We start from the raw sequence: 20,433 nt of genomic DNA on the forward strand, positions 1-20,433 counted from the left end.
TGCTTCTTATATTGAAAAAAACGAGGCTGCCAGCGGCAGTCTCGTTTTTATGTAAGCGACGAATTACCATTCCATCGCTTCCCCTTTATAGTTCAGAAAAGCAGGACGATCCCCCATAAATTCCTTGTGTCTGCCCACCAAGCCCAAAATTTGGCCGGCAGATTCAGCAGGTGTCAAGCTGCCTTTCTCATCAAGAGCCCCTTGCATATAGCTTCGTACATGGCCGGGATGGACCACCATCACTTGACCGCCCAGCTTCTTCAGTTCGTTGTGGATTAACGCCGACTGCATGTTGAGGGCAGCCTTGGACATGCAATAAGCGAACCAGCTTTCCCTCCAGCAGGTGGCGATACTTCCGGCTTCCGATGAGATATTGACGATCAGCTTCGTCTCGCTCTGAAGTATCAAGGGAGTTAAGGCATTCGTTACTCGAAGCGTACCGAGAGTGTTAACATTAAACACTTCCTGGATCTCCTCGATATCCAGCGGCTCCGTCACCTTGGCTCGAATATCCCCCAGGATTGCAGCATTGTTGATCAGCAAATCCAAGCGGTCCGTCAATCCACGAGCCTTCTCAACCGCCGCCGTGACACTGTCACTGCTCGAAATATCCAGAGGAACAAGAGTCAACTGATCGGGATACTTTTCACCTAATTGTTCTAGATTACCCTTGTCAGCTAAGTATTTACCTGCAAAAACGGAATATCCCCGCTCCAGCAGCCCTTCCGCGAAGGCGTAGCCCAAACCGTGATCGGCTCCGGTCACAAATGCGAATCGATTCATCGTATTAGTCCTCTCTATCTGCATCAGTCTTTATGGTTCTGAGTCCCATTGTACCTTCCCTATCAACAGGAGAACAATATTATATAGTCATTTGCTTATGGTATGATGTCTGAAATTCGTTGATATATCAGGCAGGATAATTTAACCAGTAAACGAATATTTAGTTATGATTTATCGAGCTTGTAAGCTTTATGGAGGGGCAGATCGCGGAATTTAAAATACGGCAAACGCGGAAGACAGAAACTGCTTTTATGATCAAGGTGAATTGATAAACGGTCAGATGGTTGAAGGTATGGAGATTCATGTGTCTAGAATTGAGCAAGAATGGAGCGTGGCAAATCGTGCATGGTGAGTTTATATGGGGAATTTTTGTTGCTGATAATACGGGTCGATTTCCAAATTTCTTCCCAATAGCTCTATACACTACTCGTGATGAGGCGTTAGAAGATATTTATACATTGCCAAAAGATACAAATTATCAATTACTTAAACTTCCCCTGAACCGTAATTTCGCTTATTATCACAAAAAAAGTGGGAAATTGGTTGGTATGGATAATGTCTATCATGAGCACTTTCAATTTGAAAGCGATGAGAATGAAAAGTAATTTATCCAAGGATCGCCGATGAATGCACAGTAAAAATGGGTCTAAATGGAGTGATTGGTTTTATGATAGCTACTGCGTGGGATCTAGAAATAAAAATGATTGTACCCTACGATTCCATTATTTTTTATCCAGATGAATATAAAGATGAATATATAGAAGAACCTGCGTTCAAGAAACTGAGAGAATTTTTAAGTATTGAGATAAATGTTTCAGAAATAGTTGAGGATTTGAATAATAATAGATTAAGAAATTCACCGGTTTTCATTTATTATTCTGAAAGATCATTTGATAATTTCATTATTTTGGATACTGAAAGAGATCCCACGGATCAACTGGATCTTATAACTATATGTATAAGGTGTACAGCAAAGTCAGGGGGAGTTGTAAGACGTTACGCGCATGAATTTTATACTAGTCGATGCAACTACAATATTATTTATTATGAGGGTAATAATTTAATTAAAAGCTTATACAAGATAGACTTTAGTTTATATAATCAGTTCAATGAAGCTGAATATAAAGATGTATTAGCAAGGAGATATTTTAAGTTATTTAAGTCCGGTGAACCGTTAGTACATCAATGATCACCATTGGCCAGGCGGCGCATTAACGAATCCGCGGCTGTCGTGTAAGATCGGCAGCCGCTTTGTTGTATGCCGTTCACATCCTTTACACCCGTCACTGCTGCGCTGTCGTAAAGGCGAACGTATGGGAGCGCCTGCCCGCTTCAACCGTAACGACTACTTTGCGACCCGGCAAATAAGGCTGTTCTGGCGTGAAGCTAATGCCGTATTGCGAGCCGGCGGTTGTGCCCGGGGTGGGGAGATGCGGATCGTCCGCATAATCTATTTTCATACCCATGCTGTCATAGCTTCCTTTCCATGTCACAGACACCACCGCGTTGAGAGGCACATTCACCGCCTCGTCAGCAGGGCTTATCGATGCGATCCAGTGGCGGTTTTGATACACCTCCCAGCCCCATAGTGCTCCGAGCACCAGCAGCAGCACGCCGGCGAAGGAGAGCCATCCTCTGCGGCTTAGCTTAAATCCCGGCTCTATCCCACCGCGAAGTGCCTTACCGGCAGATACCATAGTGGTGAGAGCGGCAAGGCCGAGCCAAACATGCAGCGCCATGCCTATGGCCGTGCCAAGCACTGGCCAAGGCATCCAGTGGCGGGTGAATACTCCCCCGTAAAAGAGCCAACTAAACAATGCGGGTACTTGCGCTAAAATCAATAGAGCCAAGCCGACAAAGGACAAGAGGAGCAAAGCTTTTTGCACCCGGACAGAGGCCAAGTTAATGGCAGTGGCTCCGACAATGGATGCCGCTCCGCCGACCATGGATAGGAACCCCCAGCTCCCGATTTCCGATTCCTTCACATCACCGAGTATGTACCAGGGGAACACCGGATAGTACAGGCAGCCTATAAGGAAGCTGCTGATTCCAACAAGGTAAAACATGAAAATCGGCTTGTTAACGAATGATGGCAACACGGCACCCCTTTTCCACATATAGCAATTCATACCATATAGACGCGGTGTGCTGAGGGAAGGTTACGGTCAGTCGCGGGATTATCAGTATCCTATCATTACTGCATGAGTTTCTCCCAGGTCAGCCGGAGTAGCAAGCCGGCGCTGGGGAAGTGATCGGCTGATCCATCGATCGGACCGTAGATCCGTTATTTCATCAAAAAAGAGCCAAAATCAAGGTGTTTCGGACCGTAGTTCCGTTATTGAGTGCAAAATCAGTGAAAAACATGGATTTTATAACCAATAATGGATCCTGTGTCCGATAGCAGCAAAATTAGGGTGTTTTTTCCAAAATAACGTATCCTGTGTCCGATCGCATCGTTATCGGCAGGGCATCACAAGAGCATGATTTTTTCGGAGTACTTCAATGGGAAGCGTTCGGATTAATCGGGCCAAACGGGGCGACTGGAACAACAGCGCGATATGGACGCATGTCATCTCCAGGTCCTTCGGCAACGATCCGATCCCGAATCAACAAAGAAACCGTCTCCTTATGTATTGGCAGAGTGATACCTCCTCCCTTTACCGAAGAACGGTTTCTTTTACATTACAAAGAGGGCATTCCGCAGCCGTATTCGAGGCTTCAGGAATACCCTCTTTTTTATGCAGCCGACCGATTCAGGTCAGGTTCTCTTTCTTGGCAGGCGTGCCGGACATCATGCGAAACTGCAGGGGAGAGAAGCCATACTGGTTTTTGAACAGCCGGCTGAAATAGTGAAGCTGGATCCCTACGGCGGAAGCGATGTCCGTTACCGACAAGGAGGTGGTGGTCAGCAGTTTTTTGGCCTTCTGCATCCTGAGCTCGTGAATGTACTGGACCGGCGACAAGCCGAGCATCGACTTGAACAATTGGCTGAAGTATTGGGGGTTCATGTGAACCAGCGATACAAGCTCCTTCATCGTTATAGGCTCGGACAGATGCTCCTCGATATATTTCACCACAATCTCCATCTTCTCGTGGGACAGCGCCCCCGTCAAATTCACCTTCTCAATCCCCGCATGCCCGATAAAATAATGCAGCAGCTCGAACAGGATCGACTTTACTTTCCAGACGGCGATGAGATCGGGACTTTTAAAATAATCCATCAGGTCCTGGAACAGCTTTTTCACACGGTCCATGTCATCGTCGACTTCTATGAAATAAGGGGTCTGGAGGATGTCCAGCAGGCTCATATCGCCGACGGAGGCCGTGAAGTGGCAAAAATATTTTACATACGTATGATCGCTGATCGTTCCATGCCCTTGAGGAACACCGGCAGGAATCAAAAATAATTGACCGGGTCTGGGGCTGAATTCGTGACCGTTAATGTTGAGCCAGCCTTCTCCATCCAAAATAAAATAAAATTTATGAAGCTCGGGAACAAAGCTCATGTTGCCCCAGCTGCGCGGAACTTTCACAAAACTGGCGGAGGTCACCGTCGTTTGCATATTGGACAAATAGTGCTTCAGAAGCCGGTTTTGATGGATCAGACTCATAAGCCCCTCCAGAAAATGGGAAATTTGCGGGAACTTTGTTTAGTTTATGTAAAGCCATTATACAACAGAATCCTTAGAATGGGATTGCAAGGAGATGGAATTCGAACTAAAAGGGGAGATGGAGCATGATTCGATCGTTCAGGCTGTTAATGATTATGGCGGTTATGGCTGTACTAACGGTTGCAGGATGTACTTCAACAGGAGGCAAGGGGGACACGGAGAAAAGCGCCGGTGAGGACAGCCCCCCTAAACCCGTCACTTTGAAGGTGCTAGGCGTTATTACGTTTTCCGATGAGCAGTGGGACAACATCTTCGTCAAGCCGATCCAAAAGAAGTTCCCTCACGTAACCTTGGAACGATTGAACGAAAAAAAATACCAGGAACGGCTGACCTCAGGATATGTTCCGGATCTTATTGTGACCTCTTACTCTTCCATCCCGAGCTTGATCGATCTGAAGGTAGTCGGCGATATCGGGCCCATGATGCAAAAGGAAAAGTTCGATGAAACGAAATTCGATAAGCCGATTATGGATATGTTCAAAAGCTTCCCTTCTCTCCAATTCGCCGGTTTGCCGATGTACAAAAACCCGAAGGTGCTGTTTTATAACAAGGATGTGTTCGACCGGTTCGGCGTTCCTTACCCTAAGGACGATATGACTTGGGAGCAGGCGGTGGAATTGTCCCGCAAGCTGACGATTTCTAACGACGGAGTGCAGTATATGGGGCTTCAGCCGGGATCGCTGGGACATCTGGCAGGGCAATTATCCTTGCTGCAGGTCGATCCGAAAACGAACAAAGCGGCGGTGAACTCCGACGGGTACCAGCGGCTGTTTCAGTTTTTGAAGCAGATTCAGACCATTCCGGGCATGGATTTGACGAAGGCGAATTCGGATGCTTTTTTCAAAAACCGCTCGCTCGCCATGTACGACTATTGGACGACGGACGGCTTGATTCCGCTGGAGGAAGCGCATAAGGCGGGCAATCCGATGAACTGGGATCTCGTTACTTCGCCCGTATTCGCTGACAAGCCGGGTGTTCATTCGATGCCGGATGTTCACGTCATGGTCATGTCCGACATGAGCGAGCACAAGGATTTGGTGTACCAAATTATGTCCTATGTCGCCTCTTCCGAGGAAGTCCAATCCGAATTCGCCAAAATCGGCAGAGCGCCGGTCTTACGCAGCGATAAAGTGTTTCAGCACTTCGGAGAAAGCTTCGAGAGTGTAAAAGGGAAGCATCTGGAAGCTATTTTCAAGACCGGCTTTGCCCAAAGACCCGCCCCTTCGGCTAACGAAGGATTGGCAAGCAAGCCGGTGAATGATGCTCTGACGCGCGTTCTGTCCGAAAGCGAAGACATCAACACCGCATTGAGGAAGGCTGAGGAGGAAGCCAACAAAGCTATCGAATCAGCCTCCAAATAAAATGGCGCTGCAAAGAATGACTCAGGTTAGGAGTGAATATTCAAGTGGTACAAAAGGAAAACGGCTTAGGAGATCAGCAGCTTATCGGGCAAGAAGCACAAGCCGATTTGTATTGGGTTGCGGTGGAGAGCGACCGGCCTGTACTGACACTCCAGGATATGCCGGAGGATTGGATGGAGCGTTCCGGCCGGAAAGAGTTTGCCGCCACTGCTCGGCCGGGCGAGTGCTACGCGCTGCAACTGGTGCTGTACGCGGCCCGTTGTTCCGTGGACTGCGTACAGGCTGACTTTTCGGACCTGGTGTCCGGACAAGGAACGCGTATTGACGCTTCGGGGGTTGAATGCTACGCGCTGGAAGGAAGAGATGCCTATGGACAGCCGTTCAAGAAGACGGTTGCCGTCGGGCAGGGCGGCGTGCAGTCATTGTGGATCGGCATCACCGTCCCGATTGATGCGTCTGCGGACCGATACACCGGAGAATGGACTTTTACGGCAGGCGGCATAAGCAAGCGGCTTACCGTTAAGCTCACTGTGGCAGGGGAGCCGTTGGACGATGCAGGGGACAGCGAGATGTGGAGACATTCCCGTCTGCGGTGGCTGAACTCGGATGCAGCGATAGACGAGGAGGTTACGGTGCCGTATACTCCGGTAACTTGGGAAGGGCGGACGGCAGGGTGTCTCGGCAGGGAAATGACGCTTGACGAGCAAGGCTTTCCCGAATCGATCGTAAGCCGGTTCAACAGCGCTGTAGACGGGCTCGTAGAAGCCGGGCGCCCGGTTCTCGCGGAGCGGATCCGGCTTGTAGTCGAAAGCGATGACGGGGAGGCCGGTTGGAGCGGCAATGAATTTCGAATCGAACGGCAAACGGACAGCCGTGTCGGATGGGCTGCGCAAAGCGGCAGCGAGTTGTGGGAGATGAGCTGCCGTGGCGAGCTCGATTTCGACGGATTCGCCCGCTTTGAAGTGACCCTGAAGGCGAAAGAGGACGTTCGTGTCCGTGATATTCGCCTTGACATCCCTTTCGCTCCGAAAACGGCCCGCTACGGGATGGGATTGGGGCACAAGGGCGGATTCCTTCCGGAAGCGTTCGATTGGAAATGGGACGCTTCCAAGCATCAGCATGCCATGTGGATCGGCGACGTCAATGCCGGACTTCGCTGCCGCCTCCTCGATCCGGAGGGACGCAGGCCGTTCGTCAATATTTATTATAAGCACCGCCCGCTCACGGTCCCGGACAGCTGGCATAATCAGGGCAAAGGGGGCGTCAGGCTCCTCCGCCAAGACGGCGCCGTACTATTCCGGGCGTATAGCGGAGAACGGACGGTCGGGAAGGGAGAAGAGCTCCGCTTTCACTTCGACCTGATGATCACGCCGCTGAAGCCGATCGATATGTCCGCTCATTGGAGCAACCGGTATTACCATCGGCTGGAGGGCAAGGCGTTAATGAACGCCTGGCAGGAGGAAGCGCTGGCGAGCGGAGCCAATATCATCAACGTTCATCATGGAGCGGATGCTCATCCTTTCATTAATTATCCGTTCCTGGAGACGGAGAGCCTTACCCGCTTCGTTGAGGAAGCGCATGATAAAGAGCTTAAAGTAAAGCTGTATTACACGGTTCGGGAAATGAGCGATCATATGACCGAATTAAAAGCTCTCCGGAGCTTAGGCGACGAAGTGTTCCCGCGTCCGAATCCGGATGTGACCACTTCCTTATGGCAGGGCGACGCCGCTGAATGGGTTCGAAAGCATCTGGGCGACGATGTCATTCCCGCATGGAAGCACGAATTTAAGGTAGGAAAGCATGCCGGAATCATCGATGCGGCTATTCTTACGGACGGTACTTCCCGGCTGGCCAATTACTACGTGGAAGGTCTCAAATGGCTGACGGAGCATGTCGGAATCGACGGTATATACATCGACGATACCGCATACGACCGCTTCACCATGCGCCGCGCCCGCAAAGTGCTGGATCGGGCGAAGCCCGGCTCCCTTATCGATTTCCACACATGGAACCATATGAACGAACGGGCGGGCTTTGTCAACAACGCCAATTTGTATATGGAGCTGTTTCCTTATCTCGACAGCCTGTGGATCGGAGAGGGCTTCAAATACAACGAGGTTAGCCCCGATTACTGGCTCGTGGAAATCAGCGGCATTCCATTCGGCTTAATGGGAGAAATGCTCGGTCAGGGCAATCCGTGGCGCGGTATGGTATTCGGCATGTCGAACCGGCTCGGCTGGATCGGCCAAAGTCCGGAGTATCTCTGGAAGCTGTGGGATCAGCTAGGGATTGCGGAAGCGCAAATGCTCGGCTACTGGCATCCGGACAATCCGGTGCACCCGGATCGGGACGATGTAGCGGCCACGGTATACCGCAAGCCGGAGCAAATGCTAGTCGCGCTGGCGAGCTGGGCGGAGGAGCCCGTCGAATGCTCGCTGCAAATCGATTGGGAGCAGCTCGGCTGGAGCCGCGAGCTGGTATCGTTCGAAGCGCCGGCGATTCAACATATTCAAGAGTCATTGCCGCTTGAATCGCTGCAAGCGATACCGCTGCAGCCGAAGCAAGGATTATTGATCGTATTGCGGTCTAATCGCTCTAATGCAAACCAACAGGAGGAGAAACGTTCATGACGGAAGCTGTAACAAAGAATTCATTCCATAAAGAGGTTGTAAGCGGACTGGTCAGCCGGCTGCTCGGGCCGGCGTACCGGGAGCAGTTCGATTTGGAGGAGATCGGCCAGGAACAAGGACGCGATGTGTTTGAAATCGAAAACAGGGGCAAGCGGATTGTTCTTAGAGGCTCTAACGGCATCAGCCTTGCCTCCGCGCTCCACTGGTATTTGAAATACAGCTGCAACGCGCACATATCGTGGTCGGGCGATCAGTTGTCGCTGCCTGACCGGCTGCCGCAGGCGGAAGCGGTTCGGAAAGCGACGCCTTACCGCCACCGCTATATGTACAATTTTTGCACATTTAATTACTCGATGACTTGGTGGGACTGGAAGCGGTGGGAGCGCGAGATCGACTGGATGGCTCTGCACGGGATCAATATGCCTCTTGCCGTAACCGGACAGGAAGCGGTCTGGATGGCGGCCGGGAACAGAATGGGGCTGTCGGATGAGGAAATGCTCAAGCATTTGACAGGACCTGCTTATTTGGCCTGGCATTATATGGGGAACGTAGACGGTATGGCAGGCCCGCTTCCGCAAAGCTGGATCGACGGGCAGAAGGAGCTCCAGCTCCAGATTCTTGAACGCGAGCGGGAATTCGGCATGACGCCGGTGCTCGCCGGGTTCTACGGTCATGTTCCGGCGGCCTTGCGGCAGAAGCGTCCCGAAGCGAACATTATGCAGCTGAAGTCGTGGTTCGGCATGAGGGGCGTCCATTTCCTCGATCCGCGCGATCCGTTGTTTGACGAAGCTGCATCAATATTTTACGAGGAACAGGAAAAGCTCTACGGCACGGATCATTTGTATGCGATGGACCTGTTCCATGAGGGCAGCTCTCCCGACTCTTCGACGGAATATGTGACGGAGTCTGCAAAGGCAGTCTGCCAATCGATGCTGAACCACGATCCGGACGGGGTCTGGGTTATGCAGAGCTGGTCGATGTCCGAGCCGATTGTGACCTCGCTCCCTAGGGAGCATCTCCTGATGCTGGACTTATATGCTGAGAATAACGCCAAGTGGAAGCAGACCCATGCCTTCTACGGCAAGCCGTGGGTATGGTGCATGCTGCATAATTTCGGCGGCCGCAACGGGATGTTCGGCGATTTGGAGATGGTGGCGCAAGGTCCGGCGCAGGCGCTTCACGATCCGGGGAAGGGCGATATGGCAGGGATCGGATTTGCTCCCGAAGCGATTGAGGAAAACCCGGTATTTTACGATTTGTTGAGCGAAATGGTATGGCGGACGGAAGCGCCTGACCTGGATGAGTGGGTGGAGGACTATTTGCTGCGCCGTTATGGAAACGGCAGTGAATCGGCAGTGGAAGCGTGGCAGCTGCTCCGGCGGTCGGTCTACTCCAAAAATTCGAACTATGAAACCGTCGTGTGCGCCAGACCGAAGCTGGAAATCCGGCGGACGTGCAACGGAACGGTAGTCCCTTTTTACGATGTGCGGGTGCTGCTTCGTGCGTGGGAGCGGTTGTTGGCAGGCGGAGATGAATTGGCGGAATCCAAAAATTACCAGTACGACCTGGTAAACGTGGGCCGTCAGGTGCTGTCCGACATCTCGAGGCCGCTGCACTTGAACATGATCAAGTCGTTCCGCGCTGGCGACCGCGAGCAGTTCAACGAGTATTGGAGCGCATTCGAAGCGCTGATGATCGATATGGAGGAGCTGCTCGCGACGAACGTTCATTTTCTTACCGGGCCATGGGTGAACCGGGCGAAGAAGTGGGGAACCAATAAGGAGGAGACGGCGCTGCATGAATTCAACGCCCGTACGATCATCTCCACCTGGTGGCCGGAGGTTACTTTTGACGATTACGCGCACAAGCAGTGGTCCGGTATCATGACAAGCTACTATCTGGAACGGTGGAGACAATTCGCCGCCAAGCTGGAGGCCGCTATCGATAATCCGGATACGTTCAGCCAAAAGGATTTTGACAGCGATATCCGCAAATGGGAGTTCAGCTGGATGAAAGGAACGGAGGATTTCTCCCTGGACCCTTCAGGGGATGCCGCAGCCGTATCGCGCAAAATGTATGAGAAATACGCGCCTATGGTTGACCGTTTCTGGAACCTGTAAAATTAGTTAAATAGTGCAAGCCGATGGTCGCTTTTCGCGAAAATCGGCTTTTTTGCCGTTTCGTATTATAATGATAAGGGTAAATATTTAAGATGACCTTCTTTGCAAGGGCGTGTTGAAAGGGGGGGAATGGGGAATAAAGGAGATAACGGGAGCCCCGCCGACTGTTGAGTCTAGCCCCTAACGGGATGCATCCGAAGCTGGAAACGTTTGTTGTGATTCAGGTAGAGCGGGCTGGCGGAGTATTATTTTTTGGATGATTTCACCCTATATCAGCAAAAATCCGGACTAAAGTCCGAACTATATGAGTAAGAATGGTTAGGGTTGGCCTGAATGCCGCGGTGTCGATCGGTATGGATTCGATTTGACCGGTATTGCAAAGCATTCGGGATAGAGATACAAGGGGGAAGGCTTGATGGAAGACCGTATGGAGCAGAGATATTTGCCGGAGAAACCGATTTTGCCGCTGGCAAGCGGAATGGTTTATATGGGGAAGGATTTGTCGCTGAATCGCAAAGTGATCCTGTACGCCGTGGATAGCCAGGATGACGCGTTCACTAAGGCGTATACGGAAATGCTGGGAGAGGCATCCCAGTTCACCGACCGGAGCTTCATTCATATATTGGACATGGGGTTTAATCATTCGTCGAACCGGCTGGTCGCTGTGTTGAAGCCGTGCAACGGCACGCTGTTATATGAGGTCATAGCAGGCGGAATGCTCTCTTTCCAGGAGAAGCTGACCATCGTCTATAAGCTTGCTTTGGGGATGCAGAAGGCGTTGGAGGAAGGTATCGTCGGATTCTCCATCAGCGCGGACAACATATGGATCGATCCGGAAGGGCATCCGGTCATTATGAATTATTGGGAGCAAGGACAAGCGGCGCAGCGCGGAACAAAGGGGCTCGTCGGCCTGCTGCTGCAGCTGATCGCCGGTAAAAGTACGGGGCCGGTAGTAACAATGGACGATCCGGCCGCGCAGGAAGCGCTGCGGCAAATTCCAGGCGAGCAAAGAGATGTGCTCGTCTCCCTGATCCGTCAAGTAGCGGCAGAAGATGTGCCGCTCAAATTGTTTATCGCACAGCTCGCACGCATTGTGATCGTACGGGGCACGAGGGAGCCTGTACGGGTACAGGAGCCGGAAGCGGTGAGAAGGCCTGTCTCCGCTATGACGAAATCCGCTCCTTCCTTTTCGGAGGAACCCGTGCAGCCGAGGAAGCAGGCGGCGCCTCCGCCTCCGCCAGAGCCGGACGAAGAGGATGAGGAGGAAGAAGACGAGCCGAGACGGTTTACGGTCGGGGGCATGATGAAAAGGCTGCTGCTGATCGGCGGTGCCGTCGTCGTCATCGGGGTATGCTCCGTGCTCATTCTCATGGGGCTGTTCGAGGTGCTAAGGCCGGATAAAGGGTATGTTCCGAGCGCTCCGGCTACGGAGACCAGTCCGCCAGTTGCCGATGCCAAGCCGACACCGAGTGCTACGCCTGTGCCGGATAAGCCGAAGGAAACGCCGAAGCCGGATAACGGAGCGGCCACCGATCAGGGGCCGACTCAGGTTCCGAACCTGATCGGTATGACGCAGGCCGAGGCGGATAAAGCAGCGCGTGCGGCCGGATTGCGATACGACTTTTTTCTGGAACCCAACGAGATGGAGCAAGGCAAAGTGTTCAAGCAGGATCTTCAGCCGAATGCGACGGCCGAGAGAGGCTCGCGTATTACGTTCTGGATAAGCAAAGGGCAGTAAAAGAAGAGCCCGGCTAGCCGTTAAATAGACGGCTGGCCGGGCTTTTTTGCCAATTAGGTAAGTTAAACCACGGTATCGGTAAAGCGAAAAGATAAGCATATCGAAGCTATTCCTTTTGGCGGTTCTCATGCTGAGGCATGCAGCGGCGCAGGGGGATAGATTAATCGCGGATTTCAGCGATAATTTCGATTTCCACCGGCGTGTGGAACGGCAGGTCGCTTGTTCCGATGGCGGAACGGGCATGCTTGCCGTTCTCGCCGAATACCTGCACAAGCAGGTCGGAGGCGCCGTTCATCACGTAAGGCTGGTCGCCGAATCCCGGCGCGCTGTTGACGAAGCCGAGCAGCTTGACGATTTTGACCACGCGGTCCAGATCGCCCAAGTATCCCTTCATGACGGCCAGACAGTTAATAATGACTTGCCGAGCGGCTTCTTGTCCCTGCTCGATCGTAAGGTCGCTGCCTACTTTGCCTTCGTACATAAGCTCTCCGTTAATGCGGCAGTCCTGACCGGACAAATAAATCAGATTGCCGGTACGGTTGCACGGAATATAAGTGAAGCGCGGCTCCGGCGATGGGGGAAGGACGATGCCCAGCTCTTGCAGTCTTTGCTCGATTTTGCTCATGGTTTATTACCTCCGTATACATATAGGATTAAGCAGGGATAAAGTTATAGTAATGGTTAAGGTTAGGATCGAATCTGCCGTGCGGTTTGTGAATGTATATGTTGCGAAAAAGCTTTCGGTCGACTGTTCAGACGGTTAAGACGTTCCAATGGCAGGGCAATGCTTGAGTTTGATAACATCGGCAGGGCAGGCATAGATCGAATGATGTGACTACACACGTCTACGCGAGCGAATCCCAAGCGAACGCTGCGCGCGCTGCGTGGCGATCGATCAATTCCAAGCAAGTTCTTCCCGGCTGGCGGCAACCCGCCGGATCGGAACCATTGCAAGGTGCCAGCCTGGCGCCTTATCCGTGGCTGCAGCAATGATGCGCGCGGATCAGGCTGCCTTCGCGCGCCTGCGTATGGCGTTCACCGGCCAGGGTCGACTTGCCTCCGACCCATACATGCAGCATCCCGGAAGGATATTGCCGAGGGTTCTCGAAGGTGGCGTGATCCCGGATCGTATCCGGATCGAACACGGCAATATCCGCCGCATACCCCGGCACAAGCAGGCCGCGCTTGCCGAGCTTGAACCGCTGCACGGGGAACGAGGTCAGCTTGCGCACGGCCTGTTCCAGCGTGAGCACCTTGTCTTCGCGCACATATTTGGCGAAGACGCGGGGGAAGGTGCCGTACAAGCGCGGGTGCGGCTTGCCGGTTTCGCACGTCAGGCTGTCGGATGCGATCAGCGATCGCTCGTAGCCGACAACCTGCTTCACGTCATCGTCGGACATATGGAAGTAGACGATGGAGATGCGTCCCTGCTCCTCCAGAAGCAGGTCCATCATGCAGTCCGCCGGATGCTGACCGCGCTCCTCGCTGATCTCGGCGAGATGCTTGCCTTCCAAATGGCGGTTCGCTTCATTATGCACGGCGGAAATGTAGACGCTCTGCCAGCCGGTGGAGCAGACGAGGTTGTCCCAATCCTTCTGCTCCTGCCCGAGCTCCTCGCGGATCCGTTTGCGCAAGCCTGCATCCCGGAACCGCTCCAGCACGGCTTCGATGCCGCCTTCCAGCGCCCATGGCGGCAGCACTGTTGTAAGCGTCGTCGACCCGGCGTTGTACGGGTAGACGTCGCACGTCACATCGAGTCCGCGCGAACGGGCTTCCTCGATGAGCTCCATCGCCTCGAGCACTTTGCCCCAGTTGATTTTGCCCGCCGCCTTCAAGTGGCTGATGTGCAGCGAGACGCCGGCTTTCTCGGCGATCCAGATCACTTCCTTAACGGAAGGGATCAGGTTGTTGCCCTCGCCGCGAATATGGGTGGAGAACAGCCCGTTGTACTTGGGCAGCACGGAGCTCAGCTCGGCGATCTCTTCCTTGGAAGTGTAGCTCCCCGGAGCGTACAGCAGACCAATGGAGAAGCCGATCGCTCCGGCTTTGAGCCCTTGATCGAGCAAATGCTTCATCCGGATCAACTCCTGAGACGTCGCAGGACGGTTGGCGAAGCCCATGACCGCGATGCGCAGCGCGCCGTGGGCCACATAAGTGGCGATGTTCTCTGAAGGGCGGGAGCTGGCGAGCGAGTCCATATACTGCTCCACCGTCTCCCACGGCCATTCCCACGAGGTTTTGCCCAGCACCGGCTGGACGTAGCTTTGCAGCAGCTCCGCTTTTTCTTTGACAAAAGGCGCGGGAGCCAGGCCGCAGTTGCCGACCACCTCGGTGGTGACCCCTTGGCGCAGTTTAATCTCGCTCAGCGGATGGTCGAAGATCATCAGATCGGAATGACAATGACCGTCGATAAAGCCGGGGGAAATGACCTGATGATGGACGTCCAGCGTTTCGCGGGCTTCCTGATGAATTTGGCCGACGGCGGCAATGTGCCCGTCCTTGACGCCGACATCGCCGATAAACCACGGATTGCCGGTACCGTCGACGATGCGCCCGTTTTTCAATAGCAGATCGAGCATGACGTAGGAACCCTCCTTGAGGTTAAGTATCAATGCACGTTGATTAGGCATGGTTAAAAAAGATGCCGGAAGCGGTGACTGAGAATGAAAAAATGAGAATGAGATCACAGCCAGAGTCAGAGTCGGAGCTGAAGCAGGATTGAAGCCAGAGTAAGGACGAAGCCAGAGTCAGGACCAAGACGGAAGTCGCAGCCGAAGCCAGAGCCAAGACCGTGATCAAAACCGGTACCGATGCCGAAGCTGACGGCGCAGCCTTCCGGCCCGCTCTTATTCCAGCTTGCCCCGGCCCAGAACCGGTACGGGCTCGAAGGCTTCGCCCCGCAGGAACAGCACCTGATTATGCAGATTGATCGTGCTGCAAATATGATTCGGAATAATATAAAGCCGGTCGCCTACCTTCAAATTGGCGGCTTGCGCTTCAGGGCCGAGGCGCATCATGCCGTGCTCCTCGGACAGCCGCTCCAGCACGGCGTCCTCGAGGCCGACGACATGGCCAAAGCCCTGAAGCAGCAGCGGCTCTGTGTTCGGCTGCACGTCGGTGGCGAACGTCTTGCTGCCGCCGTCGACAACAGCCAAGTCCGCCGCAGGGCGGCTGACAACGGTTACAAGAACGCTGCCTGCGCAATCCTCCAGGCCGCACACGCCGAACTTCGCCTGCATCCGGTCCTGGAACACGTACGTTCCCGGTCGGATTTCGGTGACGCCCTTCACGGTCGCGGCGTATGCTCCCGTTGGGGTGGAGCCGACGCTCACGTCCGCGATGGGAATCCCCAGCGCGCGCATCCGGTCGGCCAGCTCCACCATGATGCGGCCTTCCTCGACGCCTGCCGCCTCTAGATCGAGAGTCGGCTTCTTGTTCATCAGCGCGCCGCGGAACGTATAGATCCCGGTCAGCCGCAAATGCTCCATCGCGTGGATGCGCGATGCGAGGGCCAATGCGTCGTCGTACGGGACCCCCGTACGCCGCAGCCCGGTATCGATTTCGAGCCGCACCTTCAGCGTGTGGCCGTGCTGGCCGGCCAGCTGCGACAAGCGGCTCGCACCTTCGTCGCTGTCGACCGCGAGAATCAGGTCGATCTGCCGGCTTAAAGCGATGGCCCGCTCGATTTTGGATGGAGTCACGAGCGGATAAGCAATGAAAATATTCGAGATGCCGTGCTGCGCCATCACTTCGGCCTCGGATACTTTGGCCACGGTTATGCCCGAGGCTCCGGCTCCTAGCTGCCGCTTGGCGACGTGAGGCATCTTGTGCGTCTTGGCGTGAGGCCGCAGCTGCACCTGATTACGCTGCGCGGTTTCCGCCATCGCTTCGATGTTGCGCTCCATGATGGCTTCATGGATGATAATACAAGGAGTTTCCGGTACGAAAAGCGGTGCTGAACCGTTGTTCATCTACTCTTCATTCCCTTCGGCTTCGGATAATGTTTTGCCTTCTTCCAAATAGTTATAGAGGGTGTATTTCGATATATTCAAATAGGCGCAAATTTTCTCGCCGCCCTTCTTGATCAGGAAAGCGCCTTTGCGGTCCAGCAGCTGAATCATCCGCATCTTGTCCTCCTTGGTCATGACGGCGACCGGCTTGCCTACCTGCTCCTGAGCCTCCTGAATAAGCGCGTCGAGCAGATCGCTCACATTGCTGACGAACGATTCCTTCACTTCCGTCTGAAGTCCCGTGGATGTAAGCGAATGAAGCGTCTTCTCGGCGACCATCAGCTCCGTTATGTCGAAGTTGATGCATAGCGCGCCGATAGTTTTGCCCTCGCTATTTTTCATATAGATCGAAGTAGAGCGGAGAATGCGGCCGTCCTTCGTTTGCGTGACATAGTTGAATTTGTTGCCGTCCACATGATTGCCCCGCAGCAGCTCCAAGCCAAGGTTCGTCCCCGGATCGCCTACCTTTCTGCCTGTAATATGACCGTTCTCGATTGCCCGAATCGTGCTTTCGTAAGAGCCGGTCAAGTCGTGCAGCACGACCTCGCAGTTGTCGCCGAACTGGGCGGCAATGCCTTTCACCAGGCTGTTCAGAAACTCCGATTCGTCCCGGATGTTCTCCATGTTCGAGTGGCCCTCCCTTTCCGCGATAAGTTGGTGTCGTTATGAGAACGATAGTAACATAAACCAACGGATTGTCAAACAAAAAGTTTGTTCGAATAAAAAAAAGTATGTTAGTATATGTGAAGCGTTTACTTTATATGCAGGGGAGCCTAAGAATGAAGCGTTGGTTCGGAAAATCGTTAAAACGAAAGCTGTCCATGCTGCTGCTGTTCGCTATTTTACTGCCGCTTGTGCTGACCGGCGTTGCCTCTTACCAGATCGCCATTTCCTTAACGGAGGAAAAGGCCAAGCAAGCGGGCATGAACACGCTGCGCCAAATTGCTGACAAGCTGGAATTCATCATTCAGGATGCGGAAAATATGTCGTTGTTTTTAATCGGGCAGCGCGATATTCAGGCGTATCTCGATGACGAACAGGAGGATGTGGTCCGCTTTACGCTTAATGTGGGCTTTTTGACGAACCTGGCTTTTTCCAAAAAATATATATCCAACATTACGATCACGCATGATAAAGGAAAGCCGCCGCTTTCCAACACGACGGTATTGAAGTCCGGCTTGCCCGAGGTGCTGAAGGCAAACGAGCAGGCATACCGCAGCAGCACGAGGTGGTGGTCGCCGCTCTACGAGAATCAGACGACGGAGGGGCTGAAGCGGGTCGTTTCGCTTGTCCGGCCTGTCCGCAGCATTAACAATTTCAAGCCGCTCGGGACGGTATCGATCAGCGTCGACGAAGCCGAAATCTCCCGTTATTTGACCGGGGCCGGCTGGGAGAAGACCGGGTTCGTCCTGCTGCTGGATCAGAACAACCGCGTTTTGTCCAGCGGCCGGCAGGAATGGCTGAATCAGACGGTGAGCGATATTTTTCCGGGCTTCGGGGAGCTCGAAGGAGACAGCGGCATGCTGAATTACGGGACCGGCAAAGAGCAGACAACGATTCTGTATCACACGGTTCCGAGTCTGCAATGGAAGCTGGTCGGCTTCATTCCGACGCAAATCTATACGGCGCAAAGCGGCTACGTGCTGATGGTCACGGCGCTTGCGGTAGGTCTCGGGCTGCTGCTCGCGGCAGGCTTGGTGCTTTATTTCGTGCAATGGGTGACGAAGCCGCTGACCCGGCTGACGCAAAACATGAAGGACATTAATCCCGACGAGCCGATTCCTCATTTCGAGGTGAGGAGCACGGACGAGGTCGGTCTGCTGCTGCGCAGCTACAATAAGCTGAGCGACCGGATCCAGCGGCTGAAGGAGCAGGTGCAGAAGAACGAGGCGATGAAAAAGGAAGCCGATATTCAAGCGCTGCAGGCGCAAATCAATCCGCACTTTTTATATAACACGTTATCTTCGATACACTGGATCGCCTTGATGAACAAGGATAAGCAGATTGCGGAAATGGTGGGGGCGCTCAGCGATTTCTTGCGGTTCAGCTTGAACAAGGGGGAGGAATTTTGCCCTGTCCAGCAGGAGGTGGCGCACGCGCAAAATTATGTATACATTCAAGCGATCCGGTTCCCGGGACAATTCGAGGTGGAGTTTTATATCGATCCGGCGATGATGCAGCTCCCGATGCTGAAGCTCCTGCTGCAGCCCTTGATCGAGAACAGCATTATTCACGGCATTCAGAAAAAGCAAGGAAAAGGCAATGTCTATGTCCACGGTGAATTGGCGGGGACGTTAGGGATGAAGTTTATCGTGGAGGATACGGGAATCGGCATCGAGCCGGCCAGACTGCGTGAGATCCGTCGAAGCTTGACCGTGCATGAGGGGGCGTCTCGCGGCAAAGGAACGAAGTTCAGCTACGGCCTGCGCAATGTGCATCAGAGGCTGCAGCTTCATTACGGGCACGAATCCGGTCTTGTTATTGAGAGCGAGCCGGGCAAAGGAACGGCGATATCATTCATCATTCCGTTAACGGAGGAAACGACATGAGAATTTTGATAGTAGACGACGAAGTGATCATCCGCACCGGACTGTGTACGGTTATCGATTGGAAGGAGCTGGGGATGGAGCTGCTTCCACCTGCGGCATCGGCTGAAGAAGCGCTGGCGCGTGTGCCGGAGGAGAAGCCGCATATCATTTTGACGGATATCCGCATGTCCGGCATGGACGGAATCGAGCTCGCGAAGAAGGTGAAGGAGCTGCTGCCGGACACGGAGATCGTCATTTTAACGGGATACGATGATTTTACGTATGCACAGCAGGCGCTGCGGGAAGGCGTGACCGATTATTTGCTCAAGACCAGCCGTCCCGATGAAATAATAAAAGCGGCGATGAAAGCGAAGCAGCGCATATTGGAGAAGTGGGAGGCATTGAAGCAGGAAAACTTCCAGACGGCTGCTTTCCGCAGCCAGCTTCTGGAGCGGCTCGTCACCCAAGGGCTCGATCAGGAGCCTGCCTCGGTCAAAGAACAGCTGTACATCTGGTTTCGCAAGCACGGGGTGCAAGCCGCTGAAGCGGAGCTCTCCCCGATGCAAGTGCTGCTGGTTTCCGCTTCGGGCTGGGGCGATAACCCGCTGGCCCGTCTCCTGTTAGGCGCAGCCGATAATATGCTGTTCGAGCTGCTTCCTGCCGTTACGCTGCTGAAGAAGGACCGGATTGTGCTGGTCGCCCGCTACGTGCCCGGCGTCACGGACAAGGCATCGCTGGAGGCGGCCCTGGGCCGGGTGGAGCAGACGCTAAAATGCACCGCCTATGCCGCTCTCGGCTCCATCGCCGCAGGCTGGGACGAGCTTCCAGTCTCCTTCCGCGAGGCGGAGCACGTATTTTCTTTCCGCGGCTTGGTAGCGGCCAGAGGGCTTTTTGCCATGGAGGACGTAAAGGACCGCCGAGGGGGAAGAACCGTATGCTCCCAGAAGGAGGAGGCGGAGCTCTCGGCTATCCTGTTGAGCAACAATTTGACGGAGCTGCGGCACTGGGTGAATCAAAAGGTTCGCACGCAGATGGAGGACGCTTCGGTCACACCGGCATCGCTGCAGGCTTATTTGCAATCGCTTGTTTTGTCCGCGCATCGATGGCTGGAGCGGGCGGGGTCCGGTACGGGAGCCTCTCAGGAAGGAACGGGTCCGGATAACGAGCGGAGGGAGTTCACGCTGGAGTTGGCAGGCCAGCCCGAGGAAGAGCTGTTCCGGCTGCTGTCTTCCGTCATGTCCGTTTTTCATGAATCGATCGCGGAAACCAAGTTCTCGTATATTCATAAATCGATTGCCTATATTAAAGAAAATCTGGATCAAAATCTAACGCTCCAGCAGGTGGCGAAGTTCGTTCATCTGAACCCGAATCATTTCAGCGAGGTGTTCAAACGGGAAACGGGGCTCAACTATATCGAATTCGTAACGAAGGAACGGATGCGGCAAGCGGCCGAGCTGCTGCAGGGCTCACAGGCCAAAATCAGCGAGGTGGCCAATCGCGTCGGCTACGAGGACATCAAATATTTTAGCCAGCAATTCAAAAAATTCAGCGGGCAAACGCCGTCGGAATTCCGCCAATCGCCAAAAGGCTGA

General features: G+C 53.6%; 15 protein-coding genes. 8 read left to right on the forward strand and 7 right to left on the reverse strand.

The genetic code is table 11. From position 1 onward, the window contains the following. Nucleotides 1-63: 63 nt before the first annotated feature. Nucleotides 64-783, reverse strand: coding sequence for an SDR family NAD(P)-dependent oxidoreductase (locus ACFQ88_RS25870; protein ID WP_379458520.1), 720 nt, complete (start codon nucleotides 781-783; stop codon nucleotides 64-66). Nucleotides 784-1,097: 314 nt separating this feature from the next. Between ACFQ88_RS25870 and ACFQ88_RS25875 the strand changes: the two genes are divergently transcribed. Next, on the forward strand, nucleotides 1,098-1,388 hold the full coding sequence (locus ACFQ88_RS25875; RefSeq protein WP_379458522.1) for a hypothetical protein: 291 nt from the start codon (nucleotides 1,098-1,100) through the stop codon (nucleotides 1,386-1,388). 62 nt (nucleotides 1,389-1,450) lie between these two features. Next, nucleotides 1,451-1,972, forward strand: a complete 522-nt coding sequence (locus ACFQ88_RS25880) for a hypothetical protein (protein WP_379458524.1) — start codon at nucleotides 1,451-1,453, stop codon at nucleotides 1,970-1,972. Between the two features lie 94 nt (nucleotides 1,973-2,066). Here ACFQ88_RS25880 and ACFQ88_RS25885 read toward each other — a convergent pair whose 3' ends face one another. Beyond that, nucleotides 2,067-2,879: an Ig-like domain-containing domain gene (locus ACFQ88_RS25885; protein ID WP_379458526.1), complete on the reverse strand. Its 813-nt coding sequence runs from the start codon at nucleotides 2,877-2,879 to the stop codon at nucleotides 2,067-2,069. Nucleotides 2,880-3,536: 657 nt separating this feature from the next. After that, entirely contained in the window at nucleotides 3,537-4,394 is an 858-nt protein-coding gene (locus ACFQ88_RS25890) for a helix-turn-helix transcriptional regulator (RefSeq protein WP_379458528.1), read from the reverse strand. Between the two features lie 125 nt (nucleotides 4,395-4,519). On the opposite strand from ACFQ88_RS25890, the gene ACFQ88_RS25895 reads away from it, so the two are divergent. The 4 genes from ACFQ88_RS25895 to ACFQ88_RS25910 all read left to right on the forward strand — a co-directional run bounded on the left by ACFQ88_RS25895 (nucleotide 4,520) and on the right by ACFQ88_RS25910 (nucleotide 12,303). Continuing rightward, nucleotides 4,520-5,815 carry an ABC transporter substrate-binding protein gene (locus ACFQ88_RS25895; protein ID WP_379458530.1) on the forward strand — a complete coding sequence of 432 codons (1,296 nt, stop codon included), beginning with the start codon at nucleotides 4,520-4,522 and terminating at the stop codon, nucleotides 5,813-5,815. Between the two features lie 44 nt (nucleotides 5,816-5,859). Next, nucleotides 5,860-8,445, forward strand: coding sequence for a glycoside hydrolase domain-containing protein (locus ACFQ88_RS25900; RefSeq protein WP_379458532.1), 2,586 nt, complete (start codon nucleotides 5,860-5,862; stop codon nucleotides 8,443-8,445). Beyond that, nucleotides 8,442-10,565, forward strand: coding sequence for an alpha-N-acetylglucosaminidase (locus ACFQ88_RS25905; protein WP_379458534.1), 2,124 nt, complete (start codon nucleotides 8,442-8,444; stop codon nucleotides 10,563-10,565). Before ACFQ88_RS25900 ends, ACFQ88_RS25905 begins: the two co-directional genes overlap by 4 nt. Nucleotides 10,566-10,980: 415 nt before the next feature. Next, nucleotides 10,981-12,303: a PASTA domain-containing protein gene (locus tag ACFQ88_RS25910; protein WP_379458536.1), complete on the forward strand. Its 1,323-nt coding sequence runs from the start codon at nucleotides 10,981-10,983 to the stop codon at nucleotides 12,301-12,303. A gap of 160 nt (nucleotides 12,304-12,463) precedes the next feature. On the opposite strand, the gene ACFQ88_RS25915 is transcribed toward ACFQ88_RS25910, so the two are convergent. The 4 genes from ACFQ88_RS25915 to ACFQ88_RS25930 form a co-directional block, all read right to left on the reverse strand. Beyond that, on the reverse strand, nucleotides 12,464-12,928 hold the full coding sequence (locus ACFQ88_RS25915) for a RidA family protein (protein WP_239628900.1): 465 nt from the start codon (nucleotides 12,926-12,928) through the stop codon (nucleotides 12,464-12,466). A 346-nt stretch (nucleotides 12,929-13,274) separates the two neighbouring features. Beyond that, complete coding sequence (locus ACFQ88_RS25920; protein WP_379458539.1) at nucleotides 13,275-14,882, reverse strand: N-acyl-D-amino-acid deacylase family protein; 1,608 nt, start codon at nucleotides 14,880-14,882, stop codon at nucleotides 13,275-13,277. A 267-nt stretch (nucleotides 14,883-15,149) separates the two neighbouring features. Continuing rightward, on the reverse strand, nucleotides 15,150-16,274 hold the full coding sequence (locus ACFQ88_RS25925) for an alanine racemase (protein WP_379458541.1): 1,125 nt from the start codon (nucleotides 16,272-16,274) through the stop codon (nucleotides 15,150-15,152). Then, entirely contained in the window at nucleotides 16,275-16,937 is a 663-nt protein-coding gene (locus tag ACFQ88_RS25930) for a helix-turn-helix transcriptional regulator (RefSeq protein ID WP_379458544.1), read from the reverse strand. A gap of 155 nt (nucleotides 16,938-17,092) precedes the next feature. Between ACFQ88_RS25930 and ACFQ88_RS25935 the strand changes: the two genes are divergently transcribed. Together ACFQ88_RS25935 and ACFQ88_RS25940 are read left to right on the forward strand one after the other, a co-directional pair. Continuing rightward, entirely contained in the window at nucleotides 17,093-18,862 is a 1,770-nt protein-coding gene (locus ACFQ88_RS25935) for a cache domain-containing sensor histidine kinase (protein WP_379458546.1), read from the forward strand. Continuing rightward, on the forward strand, nucleotides 18,859-20,433 hold the full coding sequence (locus tag ACFQ88_RS25940; protein ID WP_379458548.1) for a response regulator: 1,575 nt from the start codon (nucleotides 18,859-18,861) through the stop codon (nucleotides 20,431-20,433). The genes ACFQ88_RS25935 and ACFQ88_RS25940 overlap by 4 nt, the downstream gene beginning before the upstream one ends.

Origin of the sequence: Paenibacillus sp. NPDC056579 (assembly GCF_042793215.1) — a bacterium.
In the GTDB taxonomy this organism is placed as follows: Bacteria; Bacillota; Bacilli; order Paenibacillales; family NBRC-103111; genus Paenibacillus_S.